At 34.0% G+C, this 19,897-nt stretch carries 18 protein-coding genes; 2 read left to right on the forward strand and 16 right to left on the reverse strand.

Annotation, left to right across the window (positions count from 1 at the left end):
- Positions 1 to 86: 86 nt before the first annotated feature.
- The gene (locus M1R53_RS05725; RefSeq protein WP_249242315.1) at positions 87 to 1,472 is read right to left on the reverse strand and encodes a DUF438 domain-containing protein; all 1,386 of its coding nucleotides are present in this window, start codon (positions 1,470 to 1,472) and stop codon (positions 87 to 89) included.
- A gap of 118 nt (positions 1,473 to 1,590) precedes the next feature.
- On the opposite strand from M1R53_RS05725, the gene M1R53_RS05730 reads away from it, so the two are divergent.
- The gene (locus tag M1R53_RS05730; protein ID WP_249242316.1) at positions 1,591 to 2,913 is read left to right on the forward strand and encodes a DUF2254 domain-containing protein; all 1,323 of its coding nucleotides are present in this window, start codon (positions 1,591 to 1,593) and stop codon (positions 2,911 to 2,913) included.
- A 105-nt stretch (positions 2,914 to 3,018) separates the two neighbouring features.
- Here the strand turns inward: M1R53_RS05730 and M1R53_RS05735 are convergent, their stop codons facing one another.
- The 5 genes from M1R53_RS05735 to guaA form a co-directional block, all read right to left on the reverse strand.
- Positions 3,019 to 5,325 (reverse strand): stalk domain-containing protein, encoded by a 2,307-nt coding sequence (locus tag M1R53_RS05735; RefSeq protein ID WP_249242317.1) that lies wholly within the window; start codon positions 5,323 to 5,325, stop codon positions 3,019 to 3,021.
- A 277-nt stretch (positions 5,326 to 5,602) separates the two neighbouring features.
- Positions 5,603 to 6,490: a HipA domain-containing protein gene (locus M1R53_RS05740; protein ID WP_249242318.1), complete on the reverse strand. Its 888-nt coding sequence runs from the start codon at positions 6,488 to 6,490 to the stop codon at positions 5,603 to 5,605.
- On the reverse strand, positions 6,487 to 6,699 hold the full coding sequence (locus M1R53_RS05745; protein ID WP_019213880.1) for a hypothetical protein: 213 nt from the start codon (positions 6,697 to 6,699) through the stop codon (positions 6,487 to 6,489). Before M1R53_RS05745 ends, M1R53_RS05740 begins: the two co-directional genes overlap by 4 nt.
- Before the next feature lie 180 nt (positions 6,700 to 6,879).
- On the reverse strand, positions 6,880 to 7,176 hold the full coding sequence (locus tag M1R53_RS05750) for a DUF3784 domain-containing protein (protein WP_249242319.1): 297 nt from the start codon (positions 7,174 to 7,176) through the stop codon (positions 6,880 to 6,882).
- A 257-nt stretch (positions 7,177 to 7,433) separates the two neighbouring features.
- Positions 7,434 to 8,969 carry a glutamine-hydrolyzing GMP synthase gene (gene guaA, locus M1R53_RS05755; RefSeq protein WP_249242320.1) on the reverse strand — a complete coding sequence of 512 codons (1,536 nt, stop codon included), beginning with the start codon at positions 8,967 to 8,969 and terminating at the stop codon, positions 7,434 to 7,436.
- 144 nt (positions 8,970 to 9,113) lie between these two features.
- On the opposite strand from guaA, the gene M1R53_RS05760 reads away from it, so the two are divergent.
- On the forward strand, positions 9,114 to 11,171 hold the full coding sequence (locus tag M1R53_RS05760; protein WP_249242321.1) for a YcdB/YcdC domain-containing protein: 2,058 nt from the start codon (positions 9,114 to 9,116) through the stop codon (positions 11,169 to 11,171).
- 58 nt (positions 11,172 to 11,229) lie between these two features.
- On the opposite strand, the gene M1R53_RS05765 is transcribed toward M1R53_RS05760, so the two are convergent.
- From M1R53_RS05765 to rapZ, 10 genes are read right to left on the reverse strand one after another with little or no spacing between them, the layout of a single operon-like run.
- Positions 11,230 to 12,276: a M42 family metallopeptidase gene (locus tag M1R53_RS05765; protein WP_249242322.1), complete on the reverse strand. Its 1,047-nt coding sequence runs from the start codon at positions 12,274 to 12,276 to the stop codon at positions 11,230 to 11,232.
- 2 nt (positions 12,277 to 12,278) lie between these two features.
- Entirely contained in the window at positions 12,279 to 12,713 is a 435-nt protein-coding gene (aroQ, locus tag M1R53_RS05770; protein ID WP_249242323.1) for a type II 3-dehydroquinate dehydratase, read from the reverse strand.
- Positions 12,710 to 13,216, reverse strand: a complete 507-nt coding sequence (locus M1R53_RS05775) for a shikimate kinase (RefSeq protein ID WP_249242324.1) — start codon at positions 13,214 to 13,216, stop codon at positions 12,710 to 12,712. The genes aroQ and M1R53_RS05775 overlap by 4 nt, the downstream gene beginning before the upstream one ends.
- The gene (gene aroC, locus M1R53_RS05780; protein ID WP_249242325.1) at positions 13,213 to 14,259 is read right to left on the reverse strand and encodes a chorismate synthase; all 1,047 of its coding nucleotides are present in this window, start codon (positions 14,257 to 14,259) and stop codon (positions 13,213 to 13,215) included. The genes M1R53_RS05775 and aroC overlap by 4 nt, the downstream gene beginning before the upstream one ends.
- Entirely contained in the window at positions 14,237 to 15,472 is a 1,236-nt protein-coding gene (locus M1R53_RS05785) for a 3-phosphoshikimate 1-carboxyvinyltransferase (protein WP_249242326.1), read from the reverse strand. Before M1R53_RS05785 ends, aroC begins: the two co-directional genes overlap by 23 nt.
- Positions 15,444 to 16,451, reverse strand: coding sequence for a 3-dehydroquinate synthase (locus M1R53_RS05790; protein WP_249242327.1), 1,008 nt, complete (start codon positions 16,449 to 16,451; stop codon positions 15,444 to 15,446). The genes M1R53_RS05785 and M1R53_RS05790 overlap by 29 nt, the downstream gene beginning before the upstream one ends.
- Positions 16,444 to 17,262 carry a 3-deoxy-7-phosphoheptulonate synthase gene (gene aroF, locus M1R53_RS05795; RefSeq protein WP_249242328.1) on the reverse strand — a complete coding sequence of 273 codons (819 nt, stop codon included), beginning with the start codon at positions 17,260 to 17,262 and terminating at the stop codon, positions 16,444 to 16,446. Before aroF ends, M1R53_RS05790 begins: the two co-directional genes overlap by 8 nt.
- Positions 17,252 to 18,034, reverse strand: a complete 783-nt coding sequence (locus M1R53_RS05800; RefSeq protein WP_249242329.1) for a shikimate dehydrogenase family protein — start codon at positions 18,032 to 18,034, stop codon at positions 17,252 to 17,254. The genes aroF and M1R53_RS05800 overlap by 11 nt, the downstream gene beginning before the upstream one ends.
- Positions 18,024 to 19,028 (reverse strand): gluconeogenesis factor YvcK family protein, encoded by a 1,005-nt coding sequence (locus M1R53_RS05805; protein ID WP_249242330.1) that lies wholly within the window; start codon positions 19,026 to 19,028, stop codon positions 18,024 to 18,026. The genes M1R53_RS05800 and M1R53_RS05805 overlap by 11 nt, the downstream gene beginning before the upstream one ends.
- Positions 19,021 to 19,890, reverse strand: a complete 870-nt coding sequence (gene rapZ, locus M1R53_RS05810; RefSeq protein ID WP_249242331.1) for an RNase adapter RapZ — start codon at positions 19,888 to 19,890, stop codon at positions 19,021 to 19,023. Before rapZ ends, M1R53_RS05805 begins: the two co-directional genes overlap by 8 nt.
- Positions 19,891 to 19,897 lie beyond the last annotated feature (7 nt).

Genomic DNA, 19,897 nt, shown 5'->3' on the forward strand with positions numbered 1-19,897 from the left:
AAGTGAAAAAATCAATTATCAAAGAAACATTATGTGCAAAAAAGGACTTAATGCAATTGCCTCAAGTCCTTTAATCAAAATATTTTTTATTTATTATCTTTAAAATGTTCTTTAGCAAAATTCATTTCTTGAACTAATTCCATAGTGCCAAGATATTTACCGGCCTCATCTCTTACTGCCATGTATAAAACATAACAGTCATGTCCTTCCTTATTCATCCATATACAAAGCTGATCCTTTGCCCCGCTCTTAAACATAGCTATTATTTCTCTAACCATGGCCTCAATCTTTGGCGGATGACAGCTATATACATCACGTCCAATGGCTGTCATTGGTCTTTTGAATAATTTTTCTCTTCCATTGTCATTAAAGAAAGCGTTTATATCGTTCGCATCAACAAAGGTAATCTCGTAAGGCATCGTATTTAAAAGCGCTTCAAGCTCATCAAGTCTAAAGTGTCCACCTTTTAGTTCAATCATAGAACTTTGATAAGATGACTTCACTTCGTCAGTATCTAAAGTCTCTCTCTTCCACTCATCATCAGCTCTAAGGCCTCCGCTATATGCTTTGAAATCTTCATATATATTGTGCCACTCTTCATCAGTAAATTTATCTTCAATAGTCGGAAACAATATGTTTTCTTCCTTGTAAATCATTTCTTTCGCTCTTTGAAGATTTTTCTTAAGAGCTTCAGCCCAAGCCTCATCCCTATTATTTGTATCAAGTTTTTTAAATGCATCTCTAATTTCGTCATCAACAGACCACATAACATCTGATGGCCCAGGAATATTGTATTTAACCTTAAGTAGTGGATAAATTAAATCGCCCTTCTTTGTGTAATGCACACGAATTTTTCTAAGATTTTCAATATCAACACTTTTATAATCATTTTTATCTAATAGTGAAAGCGTTTTATCAATTAAATCCGCGATTACATCATTCTCTTTATGCAAATTATATATAGGATGTCCCACTTCGTCAATAGCCTTTAGTTTTTTTCCTTGTTCCGTCTCAGTCGCTCCATGAAATAGAGCGCTATGCACGTCACAAAGCTTTTGCACCTCTTTTATTGGTACACCAGAGGCGATAATTTCTTCTTCTGCCTTCATTATCTCTTTACTGTCAACATCAGAAAATTCTTTAGCAAAATCTGCCCTAACGCTGTCAATATCTTCTCCTTGACTAAGCCTTTCGATAAACGTCTTAAGCTTATCAAGTCTAGCTTTGTCATCATTACTTATTTCGCTCTCTTTAATAGTATATCCATGTTCAATAAGTTTTTCTTTTATATGATCCATGCTAATGTTTTTAACAACAGAACCTCTCTTTAAAGTCATAAACTTACCAACGCTGTTAAGCATAAGTTTATTTTGTAACTCTTTAAAACCAATTTCTATTAGTACATCTTTAATTTCTGGATACTTACTTACTAAATCAGCAACAGTCATATCCAAATCAATCATTTTTTCCATAATACACCTCTTTCACTAATAATAAATTTTTACTTAGCGTTCGCTAACTATTTATACCCCATTATATATTTTTTATTAACATAATATGTGATATAATAAATATAAGGATGGTGATGAGATGAAAAACAAAATTAAATTATTTTTCTATAATAACAGAAGGTGGATTTATTGCCTTGAATATATTTTTTATTCAATAATTCTGCTTGCAATTGTAACCTACATTGACAGCAGCTACTCGGGACTTACTAAGTATGTGCCTCACATTATGCTATCTAGCGTTGAGCTTGCAATGACAGTTCTTTCGTCACTTGTATCGGCCCTACTAACTATAACTACTTTTACATTTTCAACAATATTAACAGTTTTTACACTTTATCATAACTCCTTCACACCGAGAAGCGTTGAGAATTTTTTAGATAAAAAAATAACTATGAAAGTCTTAGGCATATTTATAGGCGGCTTCGTTTATTGTCTAGTGAGCTTAAACTTTATGAAGTCTGGTCAGGATCAAAGACTTGTCATCGCCGGAACCATAGGTGTTATCTACGCTATATGGGGTGCGATATACTTTGTAATCTTCGTGCAAAATGTTTTATCAGGAGTTAATTATAGCAAGCTTTTGGAAAATATTGCAGATAAAACTGATAAGATGATAGATAAAGAGCTTGAAGACCGTGATTTTGAACTGCTAGAAAAGGCTGAGTGGACTAAGAAAGAAAAAAGAATAGCCGCAGCTGAATCAGGCTACCTTGAAATTATTGATATAGAAAAAATTAAAAAAATAATTCAAGATGAAGACATAGTATTTACCATAGAAGTCTCTAAAGGCGAATTCATTACTCAAAAACAAACGCTTGGCTACTTGAGCAAAGACTCACTTGACGATGAGACAATTGAAAAAATTCAAAAACAATTTCTTTTCACCGAAACAAGAATTTCTGATGAAGATTATAAAGTTGGTTTAAGAAAGATAGCCGAGATCGCTGCTCGTGCTTTATCACCAGGTATTAACGACCCAAACACAGCTATACACTGTACAAGAAAGCTTTCTATACTTCTATCGCATCTAGCCAAGGTCGACTCGAATCATCATTATATAAAAACAGATGGCAAGGCAAGAATTTATTATACAAGCAAATCTTTTAAAGATGTCTTGATTGAGTTTATGCACCCACTATTCACTTATGGCAGTAGTGATGCAAGCGTTGTAAGAGCAATCTTCCAAGGACTTTTAATAATTAAACTTACTGCGAGCGATAAAAATAAAGAAGTCGTTATGAATTTAGCAGAAGATTTTTATCAATCAGTTGCAGATAATTTCAAGAGAGAGGCAGACCTAAGTCTCTTCATGGAAATATATCAAGAGATAATGACCGGATCAAAAGAAGAAAAAGAGATAGCAAAAGAGGAAAAAGAGGAAGAGAAAGAAGAAGAAAAATAAATTTCTGAAGAAAAATAAATTTCTGAAGATAAATAAATTACAGACTAAAAATAAATATATAGAAAAAATATAAGGCTGCTCAAATTAATGAGTAGCCTTAGTTTTTTATTTGTTTGATTTTTTATTTATAGTAACTTGCCTATTGACCTCATCCCAAAGAATGTCTTCGCCGTCCTTAAGTCCAAGTGCTCTTGCAATGTTCGCTATAGGAAGCATGGTTCTATGGTGAACGATTTCTGGCTTAACATCACTTGTGTATTTTATGCCATTAACAATAATTAGATTAGTATCTATAGGTATTTCAACTCTTAGACCAATGTCAGTGATAAGAACAGTTCTTGTCTCATTTAGCCAAAATACTTTGTATCCAAGAGCTTCAGCTAAATATCTTAGAGGAAGCATAGTTCTGCCGCGCTTTATGTATGGAGCTGAGTCCATGTTTTTAACTGTGCGTACGCCATTCATAACTTTTTCAAGCGTTTGTGAACCAATCGTTATAATGGCTTTTGTTTCATCAGCTTTTATTTCTTTTTCTTCTATAAATTTTTCTTCTTCATTTGGATTTTTTTCTTCGTTATGGTTTTTATAATACCAATCTCTTCTATGTCTTTTGTTTTCAATAGGTTTTTCTTCTTCTGTTTTAGGGTAAATGGCAGGAGCTAGCTCTCTAAACTTAACATAAATGCTTACTGCGCCCTTTGGCATTTTGAATTGATTTGCAATCATTGGCACTAATTTTTGATTTTCATCAAGAATAAGTATACTTTCAAGCTCATAGCCATAGTCTGGCACAGCTTGCACTGTGACAAGCTCGCCCTCCTTTGCCTCAGTCGGATTGATAGTAATTTTTCCGTTTGATGCTTGAGTCAATTTTATTTCATATTTTTTGTTTTCATCTTCTGGTTTTGGAGCTACAGGCTTAGCTTTCCAAATTGCTGTTACCGTTGTTTCTTTATCTATTACTATTTTATCTCCAATAGATTTTTCTTGACCATCTACTTCCCAAGCTTTAAACTCTTTTCCTTCTGGTGCTGTAAATGTACATTTAGGTAATTCAAAATCTTCTCCTTTTTTAATTTCTTCTGTTTTTGATTCGTTTTTACCATTATTATTCGGATTAATTGTTACTATGAATTTTTCTGTTGTCTTGTCTTTCCAAATCGCTTTTATTGTTGTTTCTTTATTTATTTTGATTTTTTCCTTAGCTTGATATTCTTCACCATCTACTTCCCATGCTTTAAACTCTTTTCCTTCTGGTGCTGTGAATGTGCAATCAGGTAATTCGATTTCTTCTCCTTTTTTAATTTTTTCTACGATAGGTGCATCTGTACTATTATTATTTGGATCAATTGTAACATTATATTTTACTTCGCCATTATTGATTTTTAGAGTATAATTACTTGTACTTCTTTCGTTTTTAGATTTAATACTAATGGTTAAAATATTTTCTCCATCTTTTAAAGTAGATTCTTCAGTTTTAAATCCATATTGACAGTTAACAATTTTTAATGCTGTTCCATTTACTTGTGTATTTATATGCTCATTTGATTCCACAAGGCTATTTTTATCTAAACTAAGTATATAATCTTCTGTCTGTAATGTTAAATAAAAATCGGTATATCCTTCGCTAAGATTAAGTTCGTATTCTTTAGTATCATCTTTAATTTTTACTGCATCGTAAAAAGTTTCCCAGGCATTATCCTTCATAGCATGAACTATAATATATCTTAATTTGCTGCCATCATCTGAACCATCTTTGAATTGAGCGCTAAATTTAACTTCGCTGTCTGGCATAATAAATTCATTTAATATTCTATCTGGTCTTTCTAATTCAACATTGTGTGTATCAGCTATCCATCTATCAAAAACTTTACCTCCATAGAATGTCTGTCCTTTTAGCTTTACAATATCACCTTTAAAAGCTCTAGGCAGGTCTCTGTAGTTTCCATTAGTAGCCTCTACCTTATGGGCGTTCTTTTCTAAGCCTTTTTTAACATCAAAGAAATAATCACGATCTTTTGTTGAACTTGAAGATTTCACATAAAAATTAAAATAATTATCTTGTGGTCTCAAAACATATTCTTCAGTATAATTACTGTCTCTTAAAGGACACTTATTCTGGTCTGTTGCTTCGATTACTTGATCATCACTTGCTTTTTCAAAATAAAATTGTATTTTCTTATATTTTATATCCAAATTTATAGTGTATTCTCTATTGTTAGGGTCAAATTTTGGATTTAATTCAGCATTATCCCATTTTTCACCGTCATATACCCTTACTTTGATATTATTTAGTTTAGTGCTGTCATCAAGTTGTGCTTCCGCTTTAAGTAAATTTTGATTCACTGGTAATAAACTTATGCATAAAATTAAAACCATTGCAAGCAAAATTATTCTTTTAAGTTCCTTCATTTACTGTCCCTCCAAAATAAAAATATAATATATTAAAATTCATAAAAAAAGCGCTAAGCAAATAATTGCACTAGCACTAAAATAAATCCACTTTTGAGTGGATCCATATATTATTGATTTTAAAACTATATATTGACATAATAAAGCCTCTCATCAACAAATATTTATACACTAATAATATAATAAACTACTGATTCTGTCAATATATTTTATTTAATTTGTGAATATTTTCCATAAAATATTTAAAATACATTATTCAAGTAAAAGTATTTCAATGTTAAAAACTTTTATTTATATTAATATTGTTCTCTAAAGAAAATATAATTATTTTCTTATATCTACTATCTAACATCTTATATACAAACTCTTTATGAATATCAAATATTTGAGGTGTATCACTAATCACTTTTAATATTTTATCTTTGTCATATTTTTCTACGAACTTTTTTAAAGCATTATGACAATCTACATTGTCTGTATTTTTTAAATAATTATAATAGTTTAATTTAGCTCCACCTATTTTTAATGCAGAATTAGGAAAAACATATATTCTTTCATTTATCTGATTTTCATCATTTAATACAATCTTCATTTGATTTTCTGCTAATTGTGGATATAAACAAGAGCCGCAATCAAATATAGGTGCTGGTTTACATAGTCCTATCTCATTATTATAAAGATAACCCCAGTTGCCATTATGTCTATCAAAGTTGCCGAGAAAAGCATCTATAATAAACTGATCCCAGAAAAATGTTTTAAGCTTATCTACTTGAATTAAGTTTTGTTCTTCAATAGTTGTTAGAACTTCTGATAGCTCTGCATCTGTTCCGTTTGTTGAGCTAAAAACAATATTATTTTTTAATGAAGCAAAATCATAGAATGTATATTTACCGTTTTCTCTAAAGTCCTTACAAGCTACCACCATTTTGCCGTTAAATTCACCTAAAATAGTTTTTTGAACTTCATATCCAAACTCATCAATTATATTGCAGCTAACATATTCACTTATACAGCTATTTGAATATTTTATATTAGGATTATCTTTTGCTAAACCTGCTGTTTTTATCATATATCTTTCATTATTATAAATAATACAAGCTTTCTTACCATTGGCTCCATTATAGTTTACTGATAAATCTATATCACAATTACTAAAGTCAATCATTGTTCTTTCACCATTCCTAAATATTCTTCTCTCAAGATCCAAGCAAGTTCACTGGATATTTCTCTATCAATCTCCGCAGAATTTATCGAGCCATAAATTTCTCCCCAATACATTGCTTCTAATATATCATCTTTGTCTTCTTTAGCTTTTAAAAAGCCATTGATCGATACTTGTAAATGCATAGGTAAAGTTTTTATTTCTATATCCATACTTACCACCTCTTTTTTATATTATATCATATTTTAATTTTTTATTCACACAAAATATATAATTTGATAATCGCCTTCGTTAATCAAATATCCTTCGCTCTTTTAAATAAATTAAAAGGCCCACAAGTTAAAAAACTGTGAGCCTAATAAAGTAATTTATCAAAAACTATAAATAATATTTTATTTTGAATAATGAGAACAAATTAAAGCATTTACCACAGTTCCTAGAATAATTGTTCCCAAAACAATGATTATAGCTGCATCTTGTTTTATTAAGCCTTTAAATATCAATACCGATTCAGCTAATAGTAAAAAGCCTAGTAATAGTATCGATAATCCAGTTACTTTAGCTAAAAGATCTTTGCTGGCATTTGAATTTTCTTTATATCCAGCTAATAGCCCTACTAATTTAAACTTCCATAGAGCTGTGCTAAGAATTATCAAGGTTATAGCTGCTAATAACGATGCATAAGCCATAATAAACCTCCAAATTAATTATAAAATTTATTTAAATATCGAGATAATATTTTTATCCGTTTCAAATTTGTTTGTCCAAATTTATGAGATAAAATTAGTGGATTTTTGTAACTTAAATTTTGCAGGTGCCCAAATTTCGCTGGAAAATTTGATGAGAAAGGCGATGTGCAGAATTTTTGCGAGTGAGTCGTATATAAAATACGTCGCAACGAGCAAAAATTCGAAACAAGCCTTTATCGCAAATTTAACGCGAAATTTTATTCCCACTCAATTGTTCCTGGTGGCTTAGAAGTAATATCATACACCACTCTATTAATTCCTTTTACTTCATTTATGATTCTATTCGAAATTTTCGCAAGTATTTCCATATCTATCGGATAAAATTCTGCTGTCATACCGTCTGTACTTGTTACGGCTCTTAGTGCGCAAACGTAATCGTATGTTCTTTCGTCACCCATAACGCCTACTGTCTTTATATCTGGTAGCGCTGCAAAGGCTTGCCAAATCTTTCTATATAGTCCGTTTTTCTTTAGCTCGTCTATATAGATGGCGTCTGCTTCACGAAGTATGTTTAGTTTTTGCTCTGTGATTTCGCCTATGACTCTGATGGCAAGGCCTGGTCCTGGGAACGGATGTCTATAGATAAGGTCTTCATCTAGACCAAGCTCAAGTCCTATGGCTCTTACTTCGTCTTTAAATAGCTCTCTTAGTGGCTCTATCAGTCCTTCGAAACCTATGTCGTCTGGTAGACCGCCTACGTTGTGATGACTCTTGATAACTGCTGAACCGTTTGTACCTGACTCAACTACGTCTGGATATATGGTTCCTTGAACAAGGTAATCGATTTTGCCAAGTTTTTTTGCTTCTTCTTCAAATACTCTGATAAATTCTTCGCCGATGATTTTTCTCTTCTTTTCTGGTTCTGATACGCCAGCTAATTTATCTAAGTATCTCTTTTGAGCGTTAACTCTTATGAAGTTGATCTTAAACCTGTTCTTAAATATCTCTTCGACTTGGTCTCCCTCATCTTTTCTAAGTAGACCATGATCAACGAAGATACATGTAAGTTTATCGCCTATTGCCTTGTGCATAAGAACTGCGGCTACTGAAGAGTCAACGCCGCCTGATAGTGCTAGTAGTGCTTTTTTATCGCCAACTTTTTCTCTAATCTCTTTAACTTTATTTTCAATGAAATTTTCGCTCGTCCAATCGCCCTTAAGACCTGCTATGTCATAAAGGAAGTTTCTAATCATCTTGTCGCCATCGATTGAATGTTTTACTTCTGGGTGGAATTGTACTGCATAAATCTTTTTTTCTTCATTTTCCATCGCTGCGATAGGGCAATTGTCAGTCGATGCGATGCACTTGAAGCCTTCTGGAAGCTTGGATATGTAGTCAGTGTGGCTCATCCAAACTTGACCGCTTTCAACGCCCTTAAATAGCTTTGACTCTTTGTAATGGCAGATTGTCTTACCGTATTCCCTGTTCTTCTCGGAGCCTTTCTTTACTTCGCCGCCTAATAAATGCGCTGTTAATTGGTCGCCATAACAAATACCTAAGATAGGTATGCCTAAATCAAATATTTCCTTTGATATCGATGGTGAATCGTCAAGGTAGGCTGAGTTCGGTCCGCCTGTAAAGATAATTGCCTTAGGGTCCTTTGCTTTTATTTCTTCGATGCTTTTAGTATAAGGAATTATTTCTGAGTAAATATTATTTTCTCTAACTCGTCTTGCGATCAATTGCTTATACTGTCCGCCGAAATCTATTACTAAGACTAAATCGTGTTTCATTTAATCACCTCTTGTAATAATTATATCACAAGTTTATTTTTAAAGCTATAAATTTTAAAGACTTTATCAAATTAGTTACAATTTTGTTAAAATTGTTATCCACCTCTGCTAAAGTGGTATAATATATACAAAGGAGATGATATTATGCTTAAAAAGATAAATGTGATTGCTGCAATGCTCGCTATATTTATGGTCTTGTGCGCATTGCCAGTAAATTCATTAGCTCAAGAAAAAAATCTAAACAAGGTGGACGACAAGACTGTGGAGAAATTAGTTTTAAAAGCAAAAGAAATATTTAATATCAAAGATGTCTATGATAATTTTGAGGTAAATAGCTCAAGTGATGACGATTACGGCACTATATACAATTTATCATGGTCGAAGAAGGATGGCTCAAGTGATCTTAATGTAAGCATATCAAATGACATGCACATCACTAACTATAATAAATATGAGAACAAAAAATATGAAACGCTTAAACCAAAGTACTCGTATGATGCTTTGAAAAAATATGCCATTGACACGATTAAAAAGATTGACCCAGTAAATGCTAAGAGCCTTAAGCTAAATGAAAGCTCTTATCAAAACTATATAGACGATAACGCATATATTTTTAACTTTGATAGATATGTAGGCGATAGACGCGTTATAGGTGACGGCGCATCCATCACCATTAATTACGTTGACAAGAGCGTGAAAAGGTACTCTTTAAACTATAATCATGGATTTGATTTTTCAAAAACAGCTGAATTTGATGCTCTTAAGAGCAATTTAACTATGGATGAGGCTATAAATATATTTAAAGAAAATAAATATATAAAGCCTATGATTAAATTTGTAGTCGATGAAAAGAAGGAGCCAAGAATTACTTTTAAAACTATATATAGCAACGAGTTAAATTCAAATTATTTTGTTAATTCGACTACAAAGAAATATGAGCGCTACGACTACCCTATATTTTTGAATAATTTCATGACTAAGGATGCTGCTGCAGAAGGGGCTATGGACGGCCTTAGCGAGTACGAAGTTAAAGGCATAGATAAGATTAAGGGCATAAAGACTAAGGCTGAAGCCTTAAAAAAGGCAAAAACTTTTGTGAAGGACGCTAGCAAAGCAAAAGTGACTTTATCTAATTTAAATCAAGACTATATCTCTAAGGACTACGTCTATAACATCAATATGGAAATTGGCAAAGATGAGAAAAAGACTTACTATAACATTTCACTCGATGCTAAAGATTTAACTCTTTTAAGATTTAGCACATATAATAATTTTGATAGTGGAGATAATAACAAAGAAGATTTAAGATCTGATGAATTAAAGAAAATTGCATTGGATTATATCAAGAAAAATGCATCTGACATCGATGAAAAAGATTTAGAATTGATGGCGACTGAAAATAATACCGTGTACTTTGTAAGAGTGATGGACGGCTACTACATTCCAGAAAACTCTATAAGCATAGGCATTTCTAAGGATACGAAAGAAATAAATGAGTACTCAAGAGCTTGGTATAGAAAGCCGATAAAATACGAAAAAGCTAAAAAATCTATTGACGAAGCTTATGATGTAGTCAAAAAAGAAATTAATTATGAAGAAGCTTATCAATATATTAGAGATAAGTCTGATCCAGCTAAGTCAAGTGTAGTTTTAACTTGCATGCCAAAGAATACTAAGATTGAGATTGATGCAATAAGTGGTAAGCTTGCAAAATCAAATGAAGAATTAAAAAATTACTCTGACATTGATAAATCAAAATATAAAGACAAGGCAATTCTTCTTAAACAAATGGGCTACGCTTATATCGAAGATGAGATAATGCCTGAGAAAAACTTGAAGCAAAAAGACTTTATAACTTTTGTTTATATATTTGGCTCAAGAGATAGTGACGAAATCATTGACAATGCTTACCAAAGAGCTCTAAGGGAAGGCGTAATTAAAGCAAATGAAGTGAACAGAGAAAAAGAAATCACAAATATGGATTTAGCAAAATTTATGATAAGGCTAAAAGGTATGGAAGAGCTTGTTGGCAAAGATATATTCAAAAATATTAACACAAAGGCAAAGCTTACAAAGGAAGAAAATGCTTATCTAAGCCTAGCGAATGCTTTAGGATATATTAATGGCAAGACAATTGATAAGAACGCAAAAATTAATAGAGATGAGTTTATAAATATAGTTTATAATTACGTTTTTAAGTAAAGACGCAAAAAAATGCTTACAGCGATTGCTGTAAGCATTTTTTATATATAAGCTATTATTAGTCTTCTAATAAATAAGCTAGTGCTAGTCTAAATGTTGCATCAACTGCTTCTTTGTGTGTTCTTTCAAAGCTATGTGATGCGTCAACACCTGGTCCAATAAGTGCGGCTCTTACGTTCCAACCTGCTCTTAGAACTGCTGATGCGTCTGATCCGTAGTATGGATAGATGTCTATTGCGTATGGAATATCATTCTTTCTAGCTAATTTTATAAGTTTTTCGCTCATCATCTTATCATAAGGTCCTGAAGAATCTTTTACGCAAACAGTGCACTTGAATTCTGATGATGTTTGTCCAGTGCCTGGTGCTGCCATGTCTACAGCTATGAACTCAACTGTTTTTTCAGGTAGGCCAGCGCTTGATCCGTGACCAAGCTCTTCATAGTTTGAGATAAAGAAGTTTGTTGTGTGTTTTGGCTTAATATTATTTTCTTTTAAATATTTTACAAGTCCTACAAGAACTGCAACACAAGCCTTGTCATCAAGGTGTCTTGACTTAATAAAGCCTGATGGTGTAACCCATGTGCCTGGATATAGATAAACGTAGTCACCAACATTGATACCAAGCTTTTCAACATCTTCTCTTGATGAAACTTTTTCATCAATTCTTATTTCCATTGAGTCTTCGTCTCTCTTTGTTTCGTCAGCTTTTGCGCCATAAACATGAGTTGAAGAAACATTAGTAAGTATAGTTCCTGTGTATTCGCCATCATCAATAGTTGAGATAACACATTCACAGCCTTCAATTACATTCCATGGATATCCGCCTAATTTAGTAAGTTTAAGTCTACCATTTCCTGTTATGTCTTTAACCATGCAGCCAAGTGTATCAACGTGAGCTGATAAAGTCACTTGTTCTTCGTCGTCTTCGCCTTCAACTGTTACATAGAAGCCGTTCTTCGCATTTTTATGAGCCTTTAAGCCATACTTAGCAAGTTCTTCTTCAACTAAGTTAAGTGCCTTGATAGTATCTCCTGTTGGTGATGGTGTTTTTAATAGCTTTACCATAAATTCAACCATGTAGTCTAAATCGTATTTTACGTCCATTATTATTCCTCCCTTAATAAATAATCTATTGCTAATTTGTATGAATCAAAGCCAAAGCCTGATATAACTCCATCACAAGCTTCTGCTGTGACAGAATTTTTTCTAAACTCATCGCGTGCCAATATATTTGTTAAGTGCACTTCGACTTTTTTTATCTTTATGGCCTTTAGCGCATCGTATATGGCATAGCTGTAGTGCGAGTAAGCAGCTGGATTGATGATAACAGCATCATATCCCCCATCAATTAGTTCTTGAAGCTTATCAATGATGGCTCCTTCAGAATTTGATTGAAACTCATCTAAATTAGCTCCTTTATCATTCGCATAAGACTTTAATTCATTTACTAAATCATTATAAGATAAATTGCCATAAATTTCAAGCTCTCTCTTGCCAAGTATATTAATATTCGGTCCGTTGATTACAATTATTTTTCTCATTTAATCACTCCTTGTACCTTTAAACGCCTTTTTATTTCTTTACACATCAAAAAAACTGATTTGTCTGTTTTCATCGTCATGTCACAATACTTTTCGAATAAAGGCGCTCTTTGATTATAAAGCTTCGTCATCGGGTCGCCCTCGGCTCTTAGTAAGGGTCTTCTCGATGTATCAAGATTTGTTTTCAAAAACTCAAGCGGCCTCTTTAAATAAATGACATAGCCGCGATTTTTTAAAAAATTCATATTTTCTTCGCGCATAACTGTTCCGCCGCCAGTCGCTATAACTCTTTTATCGAGCCTAGCTACTCTTTCGCAAGCAAGTGTCTCTCTGCGCCTAAAATCTTCCTCACCAAATTTTCGAAAAATTTCATTTATGCTCATCCCAGCCTCTTTTTCTATCAGTCTATCTATGTCAATGGCCTTGTAGCCAATTTTGCGAGCGAGTTCGTAGGCGATGGTCGTCTTTCCGCTGTTTGGCATGCCTATGATAACTATATTCATGCGCTCACCAGCATATCGTAGATGGCAAGAGCTGCGTAGCACTTCATAATTGGATAAACGCGTGGAACGACTGAAGCGTCATGTCTGCCATTTATATTTATCTCAGCGTTTTCCATAGTTTTCATGTTTATGGTCTTAAACTCACGTGGTATTGATGCAATCGGCTTAAATACGCAGCTAAGTACTATGTCTGCGCCATTTGATATGCCTCCAATGATGCCACCGTTAGTATTTTTTAAAAATTTTACTTTATCGTCTTCTACTCTCATCTCGTCAGCTACTTCGCTGCCAAGGCTCTGAGCAAAATCATCGCCATTGCCAAAGGAAACAGATTTTACAGATGGAATCAAATACATGTATCTTGCTAGCTCCCCATCAAGCGGAGCAAATGGCGGCTCACCAAGACCTGCCTTGACTCCCTTTATAATTAATTCGGCCTCTGCTCCAACGCTATCGTTTTCGTTTTTTATCTCGTCTAAATATTTTTCAATCTCGTCGTCACTGTACTTATACATGTGATATGTTTTTGATAAAAATTCTTCGCCGCGCGCTTCGTCAATGATTTTACCCACTCTTTTTAAATGCGTTTCAAAAGTAATTCCTTTCTTTTCTAGCTCTTTTAAAATAATTGCAGCAGCAGCACAAACTGGCGCTGTTAAACGAGCTGAGAATATGCCCGAGCCGCGATAGTCATTAAAGCCCTTATACTTAATAAAGGCAGGATAATCAGCCTGCGACGGCCTTGCTAAATCTTTTATTTTTTCATACGAAGAGCTATCAACGTCAGAATTTTTCATAAGTATGGTAAGTGCGGCTCCTGTTGTGAATCCATTGAAAACACCAGAGATGATCTCGTATTCATCAGCCTCTCTTCGCGCACTCGATGCATTTGATTTTGGTCTTCTCTCTAAAAGGATTTTATCAATGTAGTCTCTATCGACTTCTATGCCACTAGCTAAGCCATCAAGCGTCGCCATCATAAATTTTCCATGCGATTCACCTGAAAGAGTGAGCCTTATTCTATTTCCAATTGTCGATGACATTGACCTCGCCTCCCAAGCTTATATAATCCTCGAAAAATTTCGGATATGACTTATTCACGCACTCGTAGCCACTTAAGAATATATCTTGATCAAGCTTTGTCGCAAGCATCGCTATCATCATGGCTATCCTGTGGTCATTATACGCATCAAACATATTGGTATACATGATGATGTCCTCAAGCGGATTCACGATTAAACTGTCATCTGTGAAAATAATTTTCGCGCCAATCTTTTTAAGTTCATTGATAATTGCTTGAACCCTGTTTGATTCCTTAAAAATCAATCTCTTTATAGAAGTGAATGTAGTTTTATGCTTTCTAAATAATGCCGCCATAGCAAGTATTGGCACTATGTCTGGCGAGTCCTTCATATCAAAGCTAAGATTTTGCGTCTGATCATATTTAGATAAAATATCGATTGCCTTTTTATCGCCTTGTATGCTTGACTCATCCATGTCCATGATATTTATATCAGAGCCCAAATAATTTGCTGCGTAGTAATTAGCTGCGTTTGAGTAATCCCTTTCAATAATATATTCGCCAGCGGATTTAAAATCTTGTCCGCCCTTTATTTTAAATTCATTTTCACTTGCTTCAATTTCTATGCCAAAATCTTCAAGGCACTTGATACTCATGTCAACGTATGAGCGTGAAGATATATCACAGTCAAGAATTATGCGTGAATCAAAATTCATGCGTGCAAGCTTAAATAAAAGAGCTGAGACGAATTGGCTCGAGATGTCTTCTGTAATTATGTATTCATCTTTGACCAAGTCGCCTTTTATGGTGATGGACTTGTTCTTATCATTTCTATGAAATTTTATACCATTGTCATTAAAAATTTTAAAAATAGTATCATTTGGCCTTTCATAAAGCTTATCGCCCATGTATATCTCATGCAAATTGCCATCCAAAATATTTAATAACATAAAGCGAAGCGTTGTACCAGAGGCTTCGATACGGATTCTATCTGGACTTTTTTTATTCTCACGCGGCTTGACAAGGACGTCACCATTATCCAAAAGATCAAAATCAGCAAAACTTATTAGGCTAAGCATAGTGTCTTTAATGTCATCTGATAAATCAAATCCCTTGATTATGGTATTTTCTCCAGCAAAAGAACTTGCAAAGATATATCTGTGCAAGTAACTTTTTGAGTGGTTTACATAAACTTCACCCTCTAATTTAGAATTTTTTATTCTTAATATGCTCATTATAAAGCTCTACTACCTTTCTCTCATTCATTTTTTGTATAAGCGCCTCTTTATTTTTCAAAAAAACAAAGTTTATTTCATCCGCCATCATTTTTTTATCACTCTTAAGTGATTTTATCTCATAATTTATTTCTTCGATTGGATAATATTTATGAATTAAATCAAAACTTCTTATATAAGTTTCTTCATCTGTTATATTTAAAATTTTCCCAAGCTCAAGCGCAATCTTCATGCCAATGGCAACGCAAGTCCCGTGTGCTAAATTAAATCCACTACTCGCTTCAATCACGTGACCAAAGGTATGACCAAAATTTAGAGCCATGCGAGCGCCCTTCTCATTTTTGTCTTCACAAACGAAATGAACTTTCGTAGCAATGGATTTTTCTAAAATTTCTTCAATATTTGCATCATTTTTTATTAAATCATATAATTCGCCATCATGGATAAGTGCATGCTTAATTACTTCTGCAAAACCTGATATATACTCATCTTTAGGAAGTGTCTCAAGTGCATCTATGGCTATAAAAACTTTGTATGGATCATAAAAAGTTCCTAAAATATTTTTCTTATCGCAAAAATCAATTCCAGTCTTTGAGCCGATGGCTGCGTCTGTCATTGCAAGTAGGCTAGTTGCAACGTTTACGTGCTTTATGCCTCTATAAAGAATCGACGCTGCAAAGCCGCCTATGTCCGTTACTACGCCGCCGCCAATATTGATTATAAGTGAATACCTATCAATTTTATCAGCTGCGTACTCAAGGAGATTTTCTAAAACGCTAAGGCTCTTTGACTCTTCACCTGCATCTATCACATATAAAAAGGCATCATAGCTCTTCACTATCTCATCGATAAAAGCTCTTTGCTCTTTATAAAGATTTCTATCTGTTAATACAAGATGCTTCGTAAATTTTTTATCTAAGACTATTTCATTCGCCTTGTGAATAATTTTTATTTCATAAGAAAGTTCATCTTTATTCATAAGATTTGCCCATTGCCTTAAGTATTTTCTTTAAATCTACTAGTAAATCATCAAACTCAGCATAGTTAATGGCTTGCTCGCCATCTGAAAGTGCCTCCCTTTTTTTATCATTTACTTCGACAATGATGCCATCAGCACCAACAGCCGCACTTGCTAGGCTTAGTGGCTTAACTAAGTAGTCAATGCCGCCTGCGTGTGAAGGATCAACTATGATTGGTAGATTTGTATATTTCTTAATTATAGGCACGCTCGAGATATCAAGCGTATTTCTAGTAGCTGTCTCAAAAGTCCTTATACCTCTTTCGCATAAAATAACGTCTTCATTGCCGCCCTTTAAAATATATTCAGCCGCAGCAATAAATTCTTTTATTTTATTTGCAAAGCCTCTTTTCAATAATACTGGTTTATTTATTTTGCCAAGCTCTGTGAGTAATGAAAAATTTTGCATATTTCTTGCGCCAACTTGAATTATGTCAACTGCATCCATGAAATAATCAAGCTCACGCAAATCCATTAGCTCGGAGACAAATTTCACGTCATAAATCTTTTTTATTTCTTTAAAATATTCAAGCGCTTCTCGTCCTAAGCCTTGGAAGCTATATGGTGATGTTCTCGGCTTGAATGCGCCTGCTCTTATAAATTTTATTCCGCGAGATGATAAAAATTTTACCTCATCAAGAAGTGATTCATAAGATTCACACGCGCAAGGACCAGCAATAAGTGTAAAAGCATCGCCAATTTTTTCGCCGCCAATATTAATAATTGTTTTTTCTTTATATGTCTTTGATGATTTTTCTTGTTCAAAGTTCATTTCTATCAGCTCCAGTCCAAATTTTAAAGGCTTCTTCCGCTTGACCCATAAACATGCCCCAACCATTCATAGTTATGAGACCTGCTTCTTTAGCAAGTGCCAAAAATTTTGTCTCTTCAGGATTATATGTTAAATCATAAGCAAAACCGGCTCTGCTCATCTCAAAATCTTCCTTTGATAATGGGCTCTCATCAAGCTTTCCTGCCATGCCAAGCCCAGTCGCGTTAATGATTACATCTTGATCCATGCCGTAGCCATAAGGATAAATCTCTATATCGTCTTCAAAATTCTTTAATTTATAATGCGCCTCAACCTCATCGCGCGTATAAACAGTTATTTGAAAGATATTTAGCTTAAGAAGAGCATAAATAATGCTGCGAGCCGCTCCACCAGTACCTAAAACAGCGTAAGAATATCTCTCATATTTTGGTATTTGGCTAGTTATGTCCTTCATAAATCCGATGTAATCAGTATTGTGTAGACTCATCTCGCCATTTGCAAGGCTTGCCGTATTAGCTGCGCCTAAAATTTTAACCGCTTCACTCACTTCATCAGCGTATTTAAGAATTTCTTCCTTAAGCGGTGTAGTTATGTTAAAACCAAGCACTTCACCAGTCTTTGCTTCATTTACAAAGCTTTCAAGTCCATCTTTATTTATTTCTTTTTTTTCGTAAGTAAGTTCAAGTTCAGCTCTATTAATAAAGTCCTTCATCACTTCAGGTGACTTTGACTGCTCAATCGGACTTCCTATCACGTATAATTTATTTCTCATAAGTCTTTACCCTTCTAGTCTTTATATAATAATCGATGATCATATTTGCAAGCTTTTCGCTGTCGTGTCTAGCATAGTCGCCATCATCCAAGCAATCGCCTTCGATATAATCAATCGCCTCTTCTTTTAAAAATTTCTTGTCTTCATCCGTCAAAAATATTTGCTCTTGATATTTTTCTTGATATTTTTTCTTAAGCTCCTCGCTTAAAACCTTATTATTTATAATGATCGAGTCAAAAATTTTATCTGAGTGCTCAAAAATCGCCTCGATGTGATCTTTTACAGACATCTCATCAGTCTCTCCGTGCTGAGTCATTACGTTTTGCACGTAAATCTTTTTTGCTGATGAAGAAAGAATCGCTTCTTTAACGCCTTTCACGAGCAAATTTGGTATAACCGATGTATATAAGCTACCGGGTCCTATAAGTATGATATCCGCCCTGTTAATGGCTGTGATTACGCCATCAAGCGGCTCAACGTCCTTCGGACAAAGTTCAACTCTTTTAATCTTTTTATTATCTTTTATCGCCTCGGCTGGCAATATGCTCTCACCAAAAGCCTTGCTCTTGTCGTCATAAGTCGCTTCGATATTGACATCGTTTACGGTGATGGGCATAACAGTTCCCTTGACTCTTAGTATGCTTGACGCCATCTTGACAGCTTCTTCAAAGGAGCCGTATATTTCATTCATGGCAAGCAGAAATAAATTTCCAAAGGATTGGCCCTTTAGCTCGCCCTTTTCAAAACGATGTGAAAGAAGCGTATTCATCTCAGGCTCTATGTCAGAAAGCGCCAAAAGACAGTTGCGCACATCGCCTGGTGGCAGCATGCCGAAGCTTCTTCTTAAAATGCCGCTTCCGCCGCCATCATCAGCCATGGTCACGAGCGCAGTTATCTCTGAAGAATAATTTTTTATACCCTTTAGTAGTGTCGATAAACCTGTTCCTCCGCCTATAGTCACTATCCTAGGGTTTAAGCTTCTATAATTAAACATTGCGTGCCTCTTTATACATATCTCTATTTTTCAAAACAGTTAAATTTTTCTTCTCTTTTAAATATTCATAAAGCCTTTCAGCCATGTAAACGCTTCTGTGTCTACCGCCTGTGCATCCCATACCTATAGTTAGCTGACTTTTTCCTTCCTTTATATAATTTGGTAATAAAAAATCTAATATATCAGTAAGTTTTTGGAAAAATTCTTCAGTCGCGTCATATTTTTCTAAAAATTCTTTAATTTCTTTGTCAAGTCCTGACAAGGGTCTTAAATCGTCAAGATAATATGGATTTGGCAAGAATCTCACATCAAAAACAAGGTCCGCCTCCTCCAAAATTCCATACTTAAAGCCAAAGCTTTCCACGACTATGGTAAGTTTCTTTCTTGTAATGGTATTTGAAAGTATTTCATAAAGCTTATCTTTTAAGTCGCTGCTCTTCATAGAGCTTGTATCTATGATGTAGTCAGACTTGTCCTTAAGCTCCTTAAGCGTCTCTCTTTCCTTTTGTATACCATCTTTTAAGGAGCCATCCTTGCTTAATGGATGCGGTCTTCTTCTTTCGTTGAAGCGCTTAATTAGCTCACTATCTCTAGCGTCTAAAAATATTAATTTAAAATCTAAATTCTTTTTTTCAAGCCCATCGATAACAGTTAGCATATCATTAAAAAATTCCTTGCCTCTTATGTCCATGCCAAAGGCAACCTTGTTTATGTCTTCATTGTCATTATCAATTAGCTCGAAAAATTTTGGCAATAAAACAGGAGGCATATTGTCAATGCAGTAAAATCCATTATCTTCCATGAAATTCAATAAAGAACTTTTTCCGGCACCACTCATGCCTGTTACTACATATATGTCCATAATATCC

It is taken from the genome of Fenollaria massiliensis, assembly GCF_023347705.1.
GTDB classification, from domain to species: Bacteria; Bacillota; Clostridia; order Tissierellales; family Peptoniphilaceae; genus Fenollaria; species Fenollaria massiliensis.